Genomic DNA, 16718 nt, shown 5'->3' on the forward strand with positions numbered 1-16718 from the left:
TTGATAAGGATTTAAAATGGATCTGAATAAGTTGTTTAAAGCTATGCTGGTTGCAGTTCCGCTTATGGCACTGGGTGCCTGTAGCTCAACTTCAGACTCTGAAACAGACGCTAGCGGTTCTATGAGTGGTACTGGTAGTGAATATGGTACTGGTGGTATTGAAACTGGTGGTGCTGGCGCAGTGTTAAGCCCGGTTGAACAGCAGCGTTTAAAAGAACAAGAATTACGTCGTCAAAACATTATTTACTTTGATTTTGACCGCAGTGAAGTTCAAAGCGAAAACGCTGAAATTCTTCAAGCTCACGGTAACTATTTAGTAGAAAACCCAAATGTTCGCGTATTGATTGAAGGTCATGCTGACGAACGTGGTACGCCAGAGTACAACATTGCACTAGGTGAACGTCGTGCTAAAGCGATCGCTAAGTACTTACAAGGTATGGGTGTACAACCTAGCCAAATGAGTATCGTAAGTTATGGTGAAGAGAAACCATTAGATTATTCTCGCACAGACACTGGTTTCGGTTTAAACCGTCGTGGCGTGTTAGTTTACTAAGCGTTAAAAATGTAAGGCCAACCGCCAGCGGTTGGCCTTTTTTAGGAGTGGACAAAATGAAACGAGCCATTTTAATTGCGGCTATGTTCTTTACTACTGCGAGTGCTTTTGCAGCCCCAGCCCCTGTGTCAGATGTGTCTGGTGGTTCGAATGATGATCGAATTGCAAAACTAGAGCGTATTATTAAAGCCAAGCAACAAGTTGAGTTTGACATGCAACGCCGTATGGATGCACTACAAAATGAAGTGCTGGATTTACGTGGCATTACTGAGCAACAAAATTATCAAATGAATCAAATGTTGCAGCGTCAGCGTCAACTGTATGAGGAAATTGCTAATCTTACTGCTAAGTCATCAACACCTGCTGCGCCAACAGAAACTCAAGTTGACCCAACTACCGTTGCTGCGACAAGTTCAACGTTAGGTGAAACTGGCAGCTACGAAGCTGCGGTCAATTTAGTGTTGAAAGAGCGTAAATATGACGATGCTATCCCTGCATTTCGTGACTTTATTACTCAATACCCAGATTCTAGCTACGCAGCCAATGCCAATTATTGGTTAGGGCAACTGCTATACAATAAGGGTGATAATACTGCAGCGAAGCAAGCCTTTAGCACTGTTGTAAGTAAATTTACCGATTCTAATAAGCGTGGTGATAGCTTGGTTAAACTCGGCATGATCGCTGAGAAAGAAAACGACTCGGCAGGTGCTAGAGCGCTTTATAACAAAGTACTGAAAGAATATGCTGATAGTGCCTCTGCGCGCCTAGCACAGCAGCAATTATCAGCATTGAAAGGCTAATTAAGCCAAAAAACAGCCTCTTAGTCTGTTTTTCATGCAAACAACAAGAAATTATAAATTTGCGCTTGCATGAGAAATTGAAAAAGGTATTATAGGCGCCCTCAGAACGGCACAGCCTTCTGAGGGGTTTAAAGCGTCAATCATCTCTATGTAGTTTCTGCATCACTAGTGATTAAAGTTTTCAAACTTAACAAGATGGGTCGTTAGCTCAGTCGGTCTTGAAACATAGACAGTTGGCTTTTGTTCCAGTAAGCAATAAAGCTTATAAAACCCAGATGGGTCGTTAGCTCAGTCGGTAGAGCAGTTGGCTTTTAACCAATTGGTCGAAGGTTCGAATCCTTCACGACCCACCACTTTCTAAATCGTGGCTAAAGAATTTAAGTGTTTTATCCAGATGGGTCGTTAGCTCAGTCGGTAGAGCAGTTGGCTTTTAACCAATTGGTCGAAGGTTCGAATCCTTCACGACCCACCACTTTCTAAATCGTGGCTAAAGAATTTAAGTGTTTTATCCAGATGGGTCGTTAGCTCAGCGGGTCTTGAAACATAGACAGTTGGCTTTTGTTCCAGTAAGCAATAAAGCTTATAAAACCCAGATGGGTCGTTAGCTCAGTCGGTAGAGCAGTTGGCTTTTAACCAATTGGTCGAAGGTTCGAATCCTTCACGACCCACCACTTTCTAAATCGTGGCTAAAGAATTTAAGTGTTTTATCCAGATGGGTCGTTAGCTCAGCGGGTCTTGAAACATAGACAGTTGGCTTTTGTTCCAGTAAGCAATAAAGCTTATAAAACCAAAATGGGTCGTTAGCTCAGTCGGTCTTGAAACATAGACAGTTGGCTTTTGTTCCAGTAAGCAATAAAGCTTATAAAACCCAGATGGGTCGTTAGCTCAGTCGGTAGAGCAGTTGGCTTTTAACCAATTGGTCGAAGGTTCGAATCCTTCACGACCCACCACTTTCTAAATCGTGGCTAAAGAATTTAAGTGTTTTATCCAGATGGGACGTTAGCTCAGCGGGTCTTGAAACATAGACAGTTGGCTTTTGCTCCAGTAAGCAATAAAGCTTATAAAACCAAAATGGGTCGTTAGCTCAGTCGGTCTTGAAACATAGACAGTTGGCTTTTGTTCCAGTAAGCAATAAAGCTTATAAAACCAAGATGGGTCGTTAGTTCAGCGGGTCTTGAAACATAGACAGTTGGCTTTTGTTCCAGTAAGCAATAAAGCTTATAAAACCCAGATGGGTCGTTAGCTCAGTCGGTAGAGCAGTTGGCTTTTAACCAATTGGTCGAAGGTTCGAATCCTTCACGACCCACCACTTTCTAAATCGTGGCTAAAGAATTTAAGTGTTTTATCAAGATGGGTCGCTAGCTCAGTCGGTCTTGAAACATAGACAGTTGGCTTTTGTTCCAGTAAGCAATAAAGCTTATAAAACCCAGATGGGTCGTTAGCTCAGTCGGTAGAGCAGTTGGCTTTTAACCAATTGGTCGAAGGTTCGAATCCTTCACGACCCACCACTTCTTGATTTCTCTTCATATTTATTTTTCGTTAGTTTAAATTTCTGTCAGTTTTATAATCACTTTTTCGTTTATACCTAAACCAAGATGGGTTGTTAGCTCAGTCACTTTGGTTTAAATCAACCACTGCAGTTGGCTTTTAACCCATTGGTCGAAGGTTCGAATCCTTCACGACCCACCAGTTCTTGACTTCTCTTCATATTTATTTTTCGTTAGTTTAAATTTCTGTCAGTTTTATAATCACTTTTTCGTTTATACCTAAACCAAGATGGGTCGTTAGCTCAGTCACTTTGGTTTAGATCAATAACAGCAGTTGGCTTTTAACCCATTGGTCGAAGGTTCGAATCCTTCACGACCCACCACTTCTTGATTTCTCCTCATTATTTACCTCCGTTTATCCATTACTGTTTACCTGCAATGTTCAAATGCAATGTACAAACCAAGTATTAGCTTTTGCTTGTATACTTTTGTCTCATAGACTTATTGCTAATGTTACTTGATTGTTAATTGTTCGATATTGCATAGGATTAGAAAAAAAATGATAAGGGAGAAAGCAATGAAACAAGCAAAACTGAGTTTATATGTTGCAGGTGCGATATTAGCGATGAGTGGGGGAGCTCAAGCTGCAACGGATATGACATTTGGTGGCTACATTAAAGCTGATGTTATGTTTAGTGATTATGGCAATGGCGCACCAGATTCTGGAGCGCTTTCAAGGCAGTTTTATGTACCTGGTACTATCTATGGTAGTGAAGGTAATGGCGAGCAAGTTGTTGATTTTCAGGCAAGAGAATCACGCTTTAATTTTAAAACTGTCACTGATTTAGATGGCCATACATTAACGGGGTTCATTGAGTTAGATTTTATGACTCATGCTGATGGTAATGAGCGTGTCTCAAATAGTTACTCACCACGTATTCGTCATGCGTTTGTAAGCTATGATGAATGGACTATTGGTCAAACGTGGACTACGTTTCAAAACCCGGGAGCATTACCTGAGAATCTAGATTTTGTTGGCGCAGCAGAAGGCACGCCATTTGTGAGACAGTCGCAAATTCGTTATAGCACAGGCAATTGGCAATTTTCGATAGAAAACCCTGAAACCACAGTGACGCCTTATGGTGGTGGTTCTCGGATAACTAGTGGTAGCGGTGTCGTACCTGATTTTGTAGGTCGCTATAACTTTAAGACTTCAAATGGCTCGTCGTTTTCTGCTGCGGCCATTGTACGCCAATTGAATGTAGAGCAAACCATTGGTGGTACAGCTTATGACACCTCTGAGATGGGTTACGGCGCAAGTTTTGCGGGTGTGATCCCTGTCGGTAAAGATGATTTTAAATTTACCGCGACTTATGGTGAAGGTCTGGGGCGTTACATGGCATTAAATTATGCCAATGCGGGTGTTATTGATGCTAATGGCGATATTGAAGCGATTAAATCATTTGGCGGCTTTGTGTCATATCGTCATTGGTGGACAGAGCAGTGGCGTTCAAGTGTGACTTTCTCTGGATTTTCAGCTGACAACGATGTTGCATTGACGGGGGAAGCGGTGAACAAGTCTGCTTATTCAGCTTACGTTAATTTATTGTACTCACCATCAAAACCCGTCACTTTTGGTGTTGAATTTATGCATGCATTAAATGAGCTTGAAAATGGTTTTGAAGGCGATTTAAATCGCGTGATTTTTTCAGCCAAATATGTACTGTAGTTTGCTGTCGTAAAACAAAAGGCAACCATCTGGTTGCCTTTTTTGTGAGCATCAAATTTAGTAAGTTACTTTAATAAATTGTTTTGACGAACATAAGCTTCAAATTCAGTACAACCACCGATTGGCTTCTCATCAATAAAGATTTGAGGCACAGTTTCTACGGTTTTACCCACACTCTTAGAAAGATCCGCTTTAGAAATCCCTTCTGCGTGAATATCAATATACTTAAATTTAAAATCTTCACTTTGAGCGGCTAATTTCTCAGACAGTTCAACAGCGCGAACGCAAAATGGGCAAGCTGGGCGGCCAAAAATAACTACAAACATGGTGACTCCTGTTTAATGATATGGGCAATTTATACCATATGCGCTTTTTTTTCATAATGCATCGCGATTAATTTTGTTTTAACTCATATCGATTTTATATTTGCCTTGATAATCAAAAAATGAATCAACTAAATCCCAACGGTGTTTGTTTTTCTTTAACAGCAATAAATCGGGCTGCCTAAAGCGGGCTTTATCGGCTAAGACATCGTTGGCTCGGTTATATTTGGGGGGTAATAAACCTGGCGTACGAGTGTGACTTAACACAAACACAGCATAAAATGCTCGGCGTTGAGCCGGTGTAGAAAATTGGAAAGTTTGTTTGAAGTCGTTACCTTCAATGTCAATGTATTGAACGACTAGCTTTTCATCTTGGCAAAGTAACAACATTTCTTGGCATTTAAATAAATGGTGATGCTGGGCATTTAACACTTGTTTAAGGCGTTTATCTGGATCAATTAAGGTTGACTGACAGGTTTGGCAGATACGCGCTGCTATGTCATTTTCAACGCCGCAGTCAGGACACGACTTTGAACGAAATCGAAAATCACATTGTTTAGTGTCATCAATCAATCCTTGGCAGCGTCGGCCAAAGTGTTCGATGATGTCGCCATCAGCATCAACGAGCCCCCAAAAGGTGTTGGCGAATTGGCAAACAGGGCAGTGCACTTGCACTGGAACTGATTTACTGTTTGGTTTAGCCTGGCCAACTTCGGGGTAAAATAAGTCGTAACCATTGGCAGCATAGTCGATCACTAAGCAATCGGTTTTGTTGGGGGAGAGCCGTAAGCCCCGGCCAATCATTTGTTGAAATAGGCTGACAGATGCTGTGAGTCGTAATATCGCAATTAAATCGACATGAGGAGCATCGAAGCCTGTGGTTAATACCGCAACGTTAACAATAAACTTAAGTTGCTTTGATTTAAAATGGTCAATAATTTCATCACGTTCACCATGGGGGGTTTTTGCGGTAATCAATGCGGCATCATCGTCCATTAATGCCATTATTTCATTAGCATGGCGTACGGTAGCCGCAAAAATGAGCACACCTTGCCGATGTTGAGCAAGCTGTTTTACTTGTTTAATAATGGCTGTGGTTGCGCGGCCTTGATGATGGAGTAAGTTGTCCACTTCAGCTTGCGAATATTCATCGCTTTGTGGTGTCGCTAAGTTGCTAAAATCATATTGCGCACTCAGTCCATCAAAAATAGTGGGTTGGGTTAAATAGCCTTTTTTGATTAATGGCCGCATGGGTAACTCGAAAATGCATTTTTCGAATATGGGTTTATCTGTATTGCCCACTTTTCCATGATAATGAAGGCGATATATCCAGCCTAATCCAAGCCGATAAGGCGTTGCTGTAAGCCCAAGTAACTTGATATTAGGATTGTTAGTACGCAGGTGAGTCAGCAGTTGTTGATATTGGCTGGTTGACTCAGTACTAACGCGATGACACTCATCAATAATTACCAGTGAAAATGCTTGATCAAATTGATTGAGCGCGCGAGAAGCAGACTGAACACTGGCGACAACGGTTTTACCATTGGCTTTTTTTTGCTTAAGCCCAGCAGAATAAATATTGGCTTCTTGGGTCAACAATCCGACTTTTTCGGCATTTTGTGCCACTAACTCTTTTACATGGGTGAGCACTAAAACATTACCATTGGCGATCCTTGCAAGCTCTGCAATCACAATGCTTTTGCCTGCACCGGTAGGAAGCACTAGCACTGCTGATTGCTGGCTGAGTTTAAAATGCGTTACAGCGGCGTCTACGGCTTGTTGTTGGTAGTCGCGAAGATTAATGAGCATACAATTGGCCGTTGGAGTTTACTGTTTTCAATGGGGTTCTGAGTTTGATTGCTCGGTTATATTCAGTCACATTTATTGATAGGGCATTATCACTATCTGATTTTATTTAAAGCCGTATCATTTATCGTTAATCGCAAGCTAACCACTGTTTTTTATTTTGACTTAGTGTAGATTTGATCTCAAAAATAGTAGGTTAAAGTTTGTTTTTGCTTGGACAGGTTAGCCATTAAAAATAAAAAACGTAATATTAGGAGTATCAACCATGAAGTATTTATCATTACTTGCCTTGTTTGTTGTCAGTCATTTTGCCATGGCAGAACAAGGATTGGTAGTCGGGTTTTCAATTGAAGAATATGTCACTGACTCTCAAGATACGACCTCATCAACGTCGAATATCCTTATGGGGTTAAATGACACTATTTCCATTGAGGTCGAAGGTGATTATGGAGTGACGATGACGTCAAAGCAGCTGCAGGCTGAAAATATTCAACTCACAGTGAGTTTGAGTGATTTGTCTGACGGCGCACCTAATATCGTCGATAAAGACAGAATATTAAATTTAGCTGTTGGTCAGGCAACCCGTTATAAATTAGCCCAAGCAGAACATGTTTATCAGGTGAGTATCGACACCGTCTATGGCGAGCTGCCAGCACACTAAGTTAACGATGAGTAGTTTGAGCCCTAGCACTAATTAAGACAAAAAAAGCCCCTCAAATGAGGGGCCGAAAGAGAAATTGGTCAGGATTTCTCATGGGTGGATAGAACACTAACTTGAGTATCGTTATTCCGTTTTATTTAAACGGGTTTCGATTAAGGTGTCGATTACTGCTGGATCTGCTAGCGTTGAAGAATCCCCTAAGTTGGTAACTTCATTGGCAGCAATTTTACGTAAGAAACGACGCATAATTTTACCTGAACGCGTTTTAGGTAGTCCGCTAGCCCATTGAATAAGATCTGGTGTCGCTAACGCGCCAATTTCTTTACGTACCCATTGGCGTAATTCTAGGCGTAACTCTTCAGTTGGTTCTGTTCCACGAGTTAAGGTTACATAAGCATAAATGCCTTGTCCTTTAATATCATGAGGGTAACCAACTACAGCTGCTTCAGCGACGAGATCATGCGACACTAACGCACTTTCTACTTCTGCTGTGCCTAAACGGTGGCCTGATACGTTAATCACATCGTCAACTCGACCTGTAATCCAGTAATAACCATCTTCATCACGACGGGCACCGTCACCGGTAAAGTACATGCCACGGAACGTTTTAAAGTAGGTTAGGGCAAATCTGTCATGGTCGCCGTATACCGTTCGCATTTGGCCAGGCCAAGAGTCAAGGATCACCAGGTTACCTTCTGTGGCGCCGTCAACGATATTGCCCATGTTGTCAACTAATGCAGGTTGTACACCAAAAAATGGACGGGTTGCAGAACCGGGTTTAGTGTCTGTTGCGCCCGGTAATGGACTAATGAGAATACCGCCGGTTTCGGTTTGCCACCAGGTATCTACAATCGGGCAGTTTTCATGACCGATCACCTCATGGTACCAACGCCAAGCTTCAGGGTTAATAGGTTCGCCAACTGAGCCCATAATGCGCAGAGAGTCACCTTTATAGCTGCTAAATTGTTCTTTACCTTCAGCCATTAATGCTCGGATTAATGTTGGCGCAGTATAAAGAATATTGACATTATGACGGTCAATCATTTCGCCAAGACGCGCAGGCGACGGATGATTTGGCACACCTTCATGTATTAATACCGTAGCAGCGTTAGCAAATGATCCATACACCATGTACGAGTGGCCGGTAATCCAACCAACGTCAGCAGTACACCAGTAAACTTCATCTGCTTTATAATCAAACACATATTCATGTGTCATCGAGGCATAAACCATGTATCCGCCAGTGGTATGTAACACACCTTTAGGGTTACCGGTTGAGCCTGAGGTATAGAGTAAAAATAATGGGTCTTCAGCATTCATCTCAACAGGTTGGCAATACTCAGAAGCGACTTCCATTAATGAATGCCACCACACATCACGACCTTCAACCCAATCAATATCGCCACCGGTACGCTTTAGAACAATGACTTTTTCAACCGAGGTGACATCAGGGTTGGCAATCGCTTCATCAACACTGCGTTTTAACGGAATTTTACGTCCACCACGTACGCCTTCATCAGAGGTAATTAGTACTTTAGATTTACCGTCAATGACTCTTGCTGCAATCGAATCTGGCGAGAAACCACCAAATACTACAGAGTGAACAGCACCAATTCGGGCGCAAGCAAGCATCGCTACAGCGGCTTCTGGCACCATAGGCATGTAAATTGTGACGATATCACCCTTGCCAACACCTTGGCCGCGTAATGCATTGGCAAATTTACAAACGTCAGCGTGTAATTCTGCATAGGTAATTTTACGCTGTTCATTTGCGTCATCACCTTCCCAAATAATGGCCAGTTTATCGCCGTGCTGTTCTAAATGACGGTCTAAACAGTTTGCTGAGGCATTTAATGTGCCGTCATAAAACCAGTTGATTGATAAATTGTGATCATCAAATGAGGTTTTTTTAATTTTAGTGTAAGGTTTAATCCAATCGATACGTTTGCCGTGTTCTCTCCAAAAACCTTCTGGATTAACGATGGACTCCTGGTACATTTTCTTATATTGATCGTTATTAACCAGTGCGTTGTCTGCAATGTCACTAGGAACTTTGTAAAGAGACTGCGAGCTCATAGGGGCTTCCCTTTCTAAAAAATGGCGTAGCTAAAGTATCATCTGCAACCGACTATCAAAACTATTAGACCTTGGTCTAGTTTTAAAATATCCTTAATATTTAGTCTGTTGCACGTGTTAAAGTGAGTGAAAAGTACAGCTGATAACAAGTAAAATCTCAAATTTAGCTAGGGTCGATTGTTTTATGTTCAACCTGCTTTGTTGGAGTAAGAATAAAATTGACTGTAAATAACAATGAAATGATAGCGGATGTCTGATGAATTTAACTCTTATTGTGGCCGTAATTGCGGTGTGCTATGTGTCACTTCTGTTTATTTTGGCATGGGGCGCTGAGCGCTGGTTTAGTAAAATTAGCCAAAAACTGCAAGTGTGGATTTACGGCTTAAGTTTGGCGGTGTATTGCTCTTCATGGAGCTTTTTGGGCACGGTTGGACAATCTGCCACTGATTTATGGTCTTTTTTACCTATTTTTGTTGGCTCCATTTTAGTGTTTACCCTTGGTTTTGGTATGTTGCGCAAAATGGTGGTGGTATCTAAAGCTCAAAATATCACCTCGGTGGCTGACTTTATTGCTGCCCGTTATGGCAAGTCACAATTATTAGCCGCAATTGTTACCCTTATTGCGCTCTTTGGCATCATGCCGTACATCGCGCTGCAATTAAAAGCGATGGTGTTTAGCCTTAATTTATTTCAGCCCGACGACAACCCGTTAAGCCCGGTGGCTGTGCCGCTGTTAATCACCATGTTATTAGCCGTATTTGCGATTTTATTTGGTACTCGAAAACTTGATGCCACCGAACATAATCCCGGAATGATGGTCGCTATTGCGTTTGAGTCTTTAGTTAAATTAGCCGCCTTTATTGTTGTTGGGGTTGTGATTAGCTTTGGTTTTTTTGATGGTTTTGGCGATATTTGGCAGCAAGCTTCAGCGAAGGGGTTAATAGAAAATAGCCACTTGCGTTTGGAATCATTTTTACCTGAGTTATTTGTGGGTATGGCGGCATTTTTATGTATGCCAAGGCAATTTCACGTCATGGTGGTGGAATGTGGCGGCGAGCATATATTAAAAAAATCACGTTGGATTTTTCCTATTTATTTGGCTTTATTCGGCATGTTTGTCGCCCCTTTAGCATTGGCTGGCAAAGTATTATTGGGTGACTCTGTTACCGCTGATACCTATGTCATCAACTTACCGCTGGCACTTGACCAACCCTTTTTAGCCGTGATTGCTTTACTTGGCACTTTGTCAGCAGCAACAGGCATGGTGATTGTTGCTGTTGTTACCATCAGTGTGATGGTAAGTAACGAATGGCTCGTGCCATTTTTATTGCGCACAGGACAAATTAAAGAAAAGAACTTTAGCCAGTTTTCGCAGTTATTACTTAATGTACGACGTTTAGCTATTGTGGTGATTTTAGGTTTTGGCTATTTAAGTTATTTAACGTTGGCTGACAGCGATTCGTTATCGCAATTGGGTATGTTGTCGTTTGGCGCGTTTTCACAATTGGCGCCAGCATTGGTGGGTGGATTGTATTGGAAACACGGTAATCGTACTGGGGTTTATCTTGGTCTCGCGGTGGGCTTTAGCTTATGGTGTTTTATATTGCTTCAAGGGGCTGGTGCACGCTTAATTGGTGGTGAATTTGACTTACTGAATTCGATAACGCCGAATGTCAGTGACACGTTAGTCGCGTTACTGGCTAATGTCGTGTGTTACGTATTGGGGTCTATTTGGTTTAGGGCAGGGGTTGCTGAGCGTATTCAAGCGAGTAACTTTGTTAAGCCTTGGTCATTAAAGCAAGACACAAATAAGCGCCAGAAGCGCATTTCACAACAAGATTTATTGATCCTTGCTAGTCGATTTGTCAGCCCGACTCGTGCCTATGAAAGTTTTAGTCGTTTTTCACCCGAGGCTGTAAAAAGTGACAGTTGGTATAAGGCTGCGCCAGAGGAGCTCATAGCCCATACTGAGCATATGTTGTCAGGAGTACTTGGAGCGTCTAGTGCTTCGCTGGTGATGGACTCGGTGCTGCAAGGTCGTGATTTAGCACTCGATGAAGTGTTCAGCTTGGTCGATGAAGCATCATCCAAAATCATTTTAAGCCAAGACATGTTGCGCGGCGCAATTGAGCATGCCTATGAAGGGATGAGCGTGGTGGATAAAGACCTGAATTTAGTCGCTTGGAATTATCGTTATGCCGATTTATATCAATATCCAGATGGTTTTTTACAGCAAGGCATGCCAATTGCTGACGTGATCCGCTTCAATGCCTCACGTGGATTTTGTGGTAAAGGTGATGTTGAGCAAAAAGTGGCCATTAGGGTGCAGCATATGCGCAACGGCACGCCGCATACTTCAGAGCGAGAACGTCGTGACGGTAAAGTGATTAAAATCCAGGGTAACCCAATGCCCGATGGCGGTTTTGTGATGACCTTTACTGATATCACTCAATATCGTTTACAAGAAAAAGCCTTACTTGAAGCCAATGAAACCCTAGAAAGTCGAGTGCAAGAACGTACTTATGAATTGGCGATGCTCAACAGCGAGTTACTTGAAGCCAAATCGCAAGAGGAGCTGGCTAATGCCTCTAAAACCCGATTTCTTGCTGCAGTCGGCCATGATTTAATGCAGCCGCTCAATGCCGCTAGGTTATTTACCGCGTCATTATCACAATACCCAAATTTAGATTTAGAAGCGCGCACCACATTAACCCACGTGAATAGCTCATTAAAAATTGCCGGTGAACTGCTGACCGACTTATTAGATATTTCTAAGCTTGATTCAGGCATGGTCGATGTTAATCGCCGCGACTTTTCAATTTCTGAGGTGATTAATGGCTTAGCCATTGAGTTTGAGGCTATGGCAGGTGATAACCAAATATCATTTGCGATGGTGCCATGTTCAGCAACCGTAAACTCTGATCCGTCTTTGCTTAGACGTATTTTACAAAATTTCTTAACCAATGCGTATCGATATGCCCGCGGCGGCGGGGTGTTATTAGGTTGTCGTCATCGTGGTGAGTTTATTGAAATCCAAGTACTTGATACTGGTTGCGGTATCGATGAGCACGAAACCCAAGAGATTTTTAAAGAGTTTAAACGCTTAAACCATCCTAGCAGCCGTAATGTGAGTGGTTTAGGCCTTGGTTTGGCCATTGCTGACCGAATAAGCAAAGTCCTTGATCATCCTATTCAAGTTCAGTCAGTGTTAGGCCAAGGCTCTATGTTTTCTATCATGGTGCCTTTAGGGGAAACGGTAAGCCAAGTCGTGACTAAACCGATATCTTCGCTAATGCAGCCTCTTGCTGGCGTCAAAGTGTTATGCATAGACAACGAAGAGGCGATTTTAGCAGGGCTTGATTCCCTTTTAAGCCGTTGGCAATGTGAGGTTATTTGTGCGACCGATATCGCTGATGCACGCATTAAGTTGGGGCTTAAGGGCGTTGCGCCAGACATTATTTTGGCTGATTATCATTTAGATGATGATAAAAATGGCGTTGATGCCATGGATGATATTCGCTCACGTTATGGTGCACACGTGCCCGGGATTTTAATCACCGCTAACACCAATAAAGATCTCGTTGATGACATTGAACGACGCGGTTATCACTATATGGCAAAAATGGTAAAACCTGCGGCGTTGCGCGCCCTGATCTCGAGTTTAGTTAAAAAATAGTGGCTACATTGGAGTTGACATAACATGTTAAAAGCATACGGCGACAGTGTGTCAGGCAATTGCTACAAGGTGCAACTGGTGTTACATATGCTCAATATTGAGCACCAATGGCAAGAGATGAGTATTGCTAAAGGTGACACACAGACCGCAGCCTATTTAGCTAAAAACCCGACAGGAAAAATACCGTTAATTGAACTTGATGATGGGGTATTTGGCGGCTAATTCTTCGCTCATTCCTGACGATCAGTTTAGCAAAGCGAAGATGTATCAGTGGTTGTTCTTTGAGCAATACAGTCATGAGCCTTATATTGCCGTGGCTTCGTTATATTCAACTGTATTTAGGCTTACCGGATGATCGTATAGCCGAGTACCATGCTTTACATGCTAAAGGCTATAAAGCGCTCAGCGTCATGGAATTTACACTTTCACAGCAGCCTTTTTTGTGTGGCGAGCAATTTACCTTAGCCGATATTGCGCTTTATGCTTATACCAATTCCACTAATTATCTGGTCATTCAGCGGGAATTCTGTACCTTCTAGGCAAGTAATAGGATTGTAGGCATAGTTGCTCTCGGCAACTGCTCCTGCGTTGCTCTACCTCCTGCATCCATGCAGTCGTACGTCAAAATACTATTAAGCAGCATAGAAGGCACAGAAACCCGCCTTGCAGGAGACGCTCAGACAGTCCATTTCTTTGTTGCATTGCCTTAGAAGGGAATAACCATTATTTCAACAATGCGCCTCAAACTGAACAGTCTGAGCGACTCTGATTGGTCACATAATTAATGGAAATGGTATTATACCCATGTGGCGCATCAAGGTGGTTTTGATTTAGTTGATTACCCACAGATAAGAGCTTGGTTAACCCGCATTACACAAATACCAGGCTTTGTTGCAATGCGGGCTTAGTACTTACATTGTGTTGTTTAAGCGGTTTGTTTACCCAGTTTGGCAAAATGTTTTGCTACAGCAGGCTCATAGGGCGTTGATAAGCCAACATAAGCTGGATCAAATGCTTGCAAGCCGCGCTGGGTAACAAACTCTTTTGGCGCCGGTAAAATCACAATAGCGACATTTAAGCCAACATGGTGATTCGGAGTCGTAATTGCAACTTGGTTGTCCATATCAATACAGCAAATCAAATCAGGGATAGTGACATCAACTTCACCATTACGTCGTGCTACAAGATGCTCATTTTTGATTTCTAATTGGTATTGCTCTTGCTGGTACTCACCACTGCCATCAATGGTGACAGTGCCAATGGTAAAGCCTTTTTCGGTGCTAAATTGTGAGTGTGAAACCTGACCTCTAAATGCAACATAGCCCTCACCGTGAATTGCTATGGTCTGTGCAATATCTTGACCTTGCTCTTTTGCAAGACGATAAGCTTTACCAATGGCCAGCGCCTTAGAAATTGTGCCTTTAATTACCGCACCTTTGACTTGTTCAATTGGCATCGCGTGATCGATAGCGGCAATATCATTACGGCTGATCACCGATAAAGCACGTACAACCGTTTCGGCGCGTAAATCATCAATAATATTTTCACAAATAAAACATTCGCCAAATTCATTCGCGGCCACAACTGGCGCTGCGGGGATATCATTAAAATAATAGGTAGAGTGGGTGATTTCAGGCACGGCGCGCCCTGCAACATCGGCATCAATAATATAGCCATCGGCCATCGCGGCCACATAAAAAGAAATTGCCGTATTTGAGCCGCCGAGTTCACAACAAATGGTGCCGTAAAACTTCTCTTTGGTGTATTGCTCAAGGCGTTTAAATGCGGTCATCATGGATGACATATCACTTTTAGGTAATCTGGCATAAACGGCTTCTTCGGCTTCAGATAGCGCCGATAATGCACCAAGCATATAAGGTGTGCAGATTTTTCTCCCCTCAGGGACCTCGTCGACATCCACAAGGGTAAAGGTTTTTCCTGCGGCCAATGCAGCATCAATGTAGGCAATACCTTCATCCATTTCGCCACCGCCACCTGTACCTAAAATAACACATCCGTGCAAAATATCTGTTAACTCTAAACGCGTTAATGACTTCATATGACTCTCTGGTATATATAATTTAAAATCAAAGGTTTAATTTTTTTGTTGGTTTTATAAGTTGTGTGTTGAACTTTGAAGCTTACTGTTTGCCATAAATTTTTTGAGGACAAAGTAAAGTGGGGCTGTGATTAACATGGCGTCGCATACTTCAATACCTGTCAGCGTTAGCCAGCCGTTATTGGCCATCATGGCAAACCCAATCCCGCCAACCCAAGCCACTAATGCGTGAAAATTAAACGTAGCAGTTTGATTTAAATGTTCAATTTGATAAATTTTTTGCTGTTGAATAAATAAGAAATCGACAATGTAAATTGAGGCAACAGGGCTAAAAAGAATCGATAAACTAAAAATGAATCCGGTAAAGTTATCGAGTAAATTGAGTGATGCCATCACGGCACCTAACACTCCGCCAGCAATGATGATTTTCCATTCTGACCAATGCGGTGTAATGGCATTAAAACCTAATGCGGCACTATAAAGGTTGACCACATTGGTCACGGCACTTGACGCAATTAATAACACAAAGGCAAACATCCCTAAGCCAAGGGTTAACATCACTACAAGTATGTCAGCGTTCACTACTGCTAAACCGGCAATTGCTGCTGCGATATAGACAAAATTGCTGATAAACATAAAAGGTAAAAAAGAGGCGATGACCGTGTCTTTTGGCTTGGCTGCAAAGCGGCTAAAATCTGGCATTAATACCACGCTTACAATAAAGCTGCCGACAACCGCTGATACCGCTTCACCAAAGGTGAAATCTATCCCTGTTAGGCTACCGGTAGAGGGCGTGTCGTTCACCACATAGCCCAAGCTTTGATAAAGCATGTAGGCCACCAGCAAAAACAAAATGGGCACAAAAAGGCTTGAGACGCGCTCAATAAACTTAAAGCCCCATAAGGTAGTTAAGGTGATCACTATGCTGGCAGCAATATCGAATATCCAAATAGGTGGCGCATAATCAAAAAGCTGCATTGAAAACTGAGCTGCCACCTCGCTAAACAAATTGATGTTAACACCGTACCAACCAAGTAATGACAATACAAAGGCCAAACTGACAATATTGGCACCTTGCAAGCCAAAGACAAATTTCATCGTCATACACGAGCTTAAGCGGTTTTTCATACCCACATAGCCTGTAATCGTGCCTAACACCGACAAGATAAACCCGCCGATTAAAAAGGCATATATGCTTTGCTCTAATCCTAACGCGGAGCCGATTTCTAGGCCGGTAATGAGTCCTGGTACCGCAAAGGCTAGGCCACCATTGACCATGCCAATACGCCAACCATTATGGGTTTTATTTTGCGGCACAGGTGTGGTTGCGTAGTCTTCTAGCAAGTCATCGATTGTGTGGGGCTCAGCCATATTGATTCCTAGTAAAGGCGCAGGTATTCGCGCCATTAACACCATGTTAAATTGCTTAGAAGTTGTAAATCGCTTCGATACCGAAGCTACGAGGTTTATTGGGTTGGCGTGCAAGATCGGTCACTCCGTCAGCCACAATAAACAAGTCTTCTATGCTTCGCTCATCAGTTAGGTTGT

At 42.5% G+C, this 16718-nt stretch carries 12 protein-coding genes and 8 tRNA genes; 15 read left to right on the top strand and 5 right to left on the bottom strand.

Translation table 11 applies throughout. The features are described from left to right. Nucleotides 1–16 precede the first annotated feature (16 nt). The 11 genes from pal (at nucleotide 17) to N4T56_RS05790 (ending at nucleotide 4569) form a co-directional block, all read left to right on the top strand. Nucleotides 17–553: a peptidoglycan-associated lipoprotein Pal gene (gene pal / locus N4T56_RS05740; RefSeq protein ID WP_188923264.1), complete on the top strand. Its 537-nt coding sequence runs from the start codon at nucleotides 17–19 to the stop codon at nucleotides 551–553. 56 nt (nucleotides 554–609) lie between these two features. Next, nucleotides 610–1353, top strand: a complete 744-nt coding sequence (gene ybgF, locus N4T56_RS05745) for a tol-pal system protein YbgF (RefSeq protein WP_261732538.1) — start codon at nucleotides 610–612, stop codon at nucleotides 1351–1353. Nucleotides 1354–1630: 277 nt separating this feature from the next. Continuing rightward, nucleotides 1631–1706: transfer RNA gene (locus N4T56_RS05750), tRNA-Lys, on the top strand. A gap of 43 nt (nucleotides 1707–1749) precedes the next feature. Beyond that, a tRNA-Lys gene (locus N4T56_RS05755) sits at nucleotides 1750–1825 on the top strand. A gap of 123 nt (nucleotides 1826–1948) precedes the next feature. After that, a tRNA-Lys gene (locus tag N4T56_RS05760) sits at nucleotides 1949–2024 on the top strand. A 203-nt stretch (nucleotides 2025–2227) separates the two neighbouring features. Then, nucleotides 2228–2303, top strand: a tRNA-Lys gene (locus tag N4T56_RS05765). 283 nt (nucleotides 2304–2586) lie between these two features. After that, a tRNA-Lys gene (locus N4T56_RS05770) sits at nucleotides 2587–2662 on the top strand. A 123-nt stretch (nucleotides 2663–2785) separates the two neighbouring features. Continuing rightward, nucleotides 2786–2861 (top strand) — tRNA-Lys (locus tag N4T56_RS05775). A gap of 89 nt (nucleotides 2862–2950) precedes the next feature. After that, a tRNA-Lys gene (locus N4T56_RS05780) sits at nucleotides 2951–3042 on the top strand. 89 nt (nucleotides 3043–3131) lie between these two features. Further along, nucleotides 3132–3223, top strand: a tRNA-Lys gene (locus N4T56_RS05785). A 194-nt stretch (nucleotides 3224–3417) separates the two neighbouring features. After that, nucleotides 3418–4569: a DcaP family trimeric outer membrane transporter gene (locus tag N4T56_RS05790; RefSeq protein ID WP_261732539.1), complete on the top strand. Its 1152-nt coding sequence runs from the start codon at nucleotides 3418–3420 to the stop codon at nucleotides 4567–4569. A gap of 65 nt (nucleotides 4570–4634) precedes the next feature. Here N4T56_RS05790 and N4T56_RS05795 read toward each other — a convergent pair whose 3' ends face one another. Both N4T56_RS05795 and N4T56_RS05800 read right to left on the bottom strand, forming a co-directional pair. After that, complete coding sequence (locus tag N4T56_RS05795; protein WP_261732540.1) at nucleotides 4635–4895, bottom strand: GrxA family glutaredoxin; 261 nt, start codon at nucleotides 4893–4895, stop codon at nucleotides 4635–4637. 78 nt (nucleotides 4896–4973) lie between these two features. Further along, nucleotides 4974–6701, bottom strand: coding sequence for a DEAD/DEAH box helicase (locus tag N4T56_RS05800; RefSeq protein ID WP_261732541.1), 1728 nt, complete (start codon nucleotides 6699–6701; stop codon nucleotides 4974–4976). Nucleotides 6702–6963: 262 nt separating this feature from the next. Here N4T56_RS05800 and N4T56_RS05805 point away from each other — a divergent pair, with 262 nt between their 5' ends. Beyond that, entirely contained in the window at nucleotides 6964–7359 is a 396-nt protein-coding gene (locus N4T56_RS05805; protein ID WP_261732542.1) for a hypothetical protein, read from the top strand. Nucleotides 7360–7482: 123 nt separating this feature from the next. Here the strand turns inward: N4T56_RS05805 and acs are convergent, their stop codons facing one another. After that, nucleotides 7483–9435: an acetate--CoA ligase gene (acs, locus tag N4T56_RS05810; protein ID WP_261732543.1), complete on the bottom strand. Its 1953-nt coding sequence runs from the start codon at nucleotides 9433–9435 to the stop codon at nucleotides 7483–7485. Between the two features lie 256 nt (nucleotides 9436–9691). Between acs and N4T56_RS05815 the strand changes: the two genes are divergently transcribed. From N4T56_RS05815 to N4T56_RS05825, 3 genes are all read left to right on the top strand, one after another. Continuing rightward, complete coding sequence (locus tag N4T56_RS05815; protein WP_261732544.1) at nucleotides 9692–13111, top strand: hybrid sensor histidine kinase/response regulator; 3420 nt, start codon at nucleotides 9692–9694, stop codon at nucleotides 13109–13111. Nucleotides 13112–13135: 24 nt separating this feature from the next. Further along, on the top strand, nucleotides 13136–13333 hold the full coding sequence (locus N4T56_RS05820; RefSeq protein ID WP_261732545.1) for a glutathione S-transferase N-terminal domain-containing protein: 198 nt from the start codon (nucleotides 13136–13138) through the stop codon (nucleotides 13331–13333). A 74-nt stretch (nucleotides 13334–13407) separates the two neighbouring features. Next, nucleotides 13408–13650 carry a glutathione binding-like protein gene (locus tag N4T56_RS05825; RefSeq protein WP_261732546.1) on the top strand — a complete coding sequence of 81 codons (243 nt, stop codon included), beginning with the start codon at nucleotides 13408–13410 and terminating at the stop codon, nucleotides 13648–13650. A gap of 386 nt (nucleotides 13651–14036) precedes the next feature. Here the strand turns inward: N4T56_RS05825 and N4T56_RS05830 are convergent, their stop codons facing one another. Further along, nucleotides 14037–15170 (bottom strand): DUF917 domain-containing protein, encoded by a 1134-nt coding sequence (locus N4T56_RS05830; RefSeq protein WP_261732547.1) that lies wholly within the window; start codon nucleotides 15168–15170, stop codon nucleotides 14037–14039. A gap of 54 nt (nucleotides 15171–15224) precedes the next feature. Then, the gene (locus N4T56_RS05835; protein WP_261732548.1) at nucleotides 15225–16541 is read right to left on the bottom strand and encodes a cytosine permease; all 1317 of its coding nucleotides are present in this window, start codon (nucleotides 16539–16541) and stop codon (nucleotides 15225–15227) included. Nucleotides 16542–16718 lie beyond the last annotated feature (177 nt).

Origin of the sequence: Shewanella phaeophyticola, assembly GCF_025398315.1 — a bacterium.
GTDB lineage: Bacteria > Pseudomonadota > Gammaproteobacteria > Enterobacterales > Shewanellaceae > Shewanella > Shewanella phaeophyticola.

Coding starts and splice junctions, on each gene's coding strand:
- N4T56_RS05790 (WP_261732539.1), top strand. CDS start 3,418: ATGAAACAAGCAAAACTGAGTTTATATGTTGCAGGTGCGATATTAGCG.
- acs (WP_261732543.1), bottom strand. CDS start 9,435: ATGAGCTCGCAGTCTCTTTACAAAGTTCCTAGTGACATTGCAGACAAC.
- pal (WP_188923264.1), top strand. CDS start 17: ATGGATCTGAATAAGTTGTTTAAAGCTATGCTGGTTGCAGTTCCGCTT.
- N4T56_RS05820 (WP_261732545.1), top strand. CDS start 13,136: ATGTTAAAAGCATACGGCGACAGTGTGTCAGGCAATTGCTACAAGGTG.
- N4T56_RS05800 (WP_261732541.1), bottom strand. CDS start 6,701: ATGCTCATTAATCTTCGCGACTACCAACAACAAGCCGTAGACGCCGCT.
- N4T56_RS05815 (WP_261732544.1), top strand. CDS start 9,692: ATGAATTTAACTCTTATTGTGGCCGTAATTGCGGTGTGCTATGTGTCA.
- N4T56_RS05830 (WP_261732547.1), bottom strand. CDS start 15,170: ATGAAGTCATTAACGCGTTTAGAGTTAACAGATATTTTGCACGGATGT.
- ybgF (WP_261732538.1), top strand. CDS start 610: ATGAAACGAGCCATTTTAATTGCGGCTATGTTCTTTACTACTGCGAGT.
- N4T56_RS05805 (WP_261732542.1), top strand. CDS start 6,964: ATGAAGTATTTATCATTACTTGCCTTGTTTGTTGTCAGTCATTTTGCC.
- N4T56_RS05835 (WP_261732548.1), bottom strand. CDS start 16,541: ATGGCTGAGCCCCACACAATCGATGACTTGCTAGAAGACTACGCAACC.
- N4T56_RS05825 (WP_261732546.1), top strand. CDS start 13,408: ATGAGCCTTATATTGCCGTGGCTTCGTTATATTCAACTGTATTTAGGC.
- N4T56_RS05795 (WP_261732540.1), bottom strand. CDS start 4,895: ATGTTTGTAGTTATTTTTGGCCGCCCAGCTTGCCCATTTTGCGTTCGC.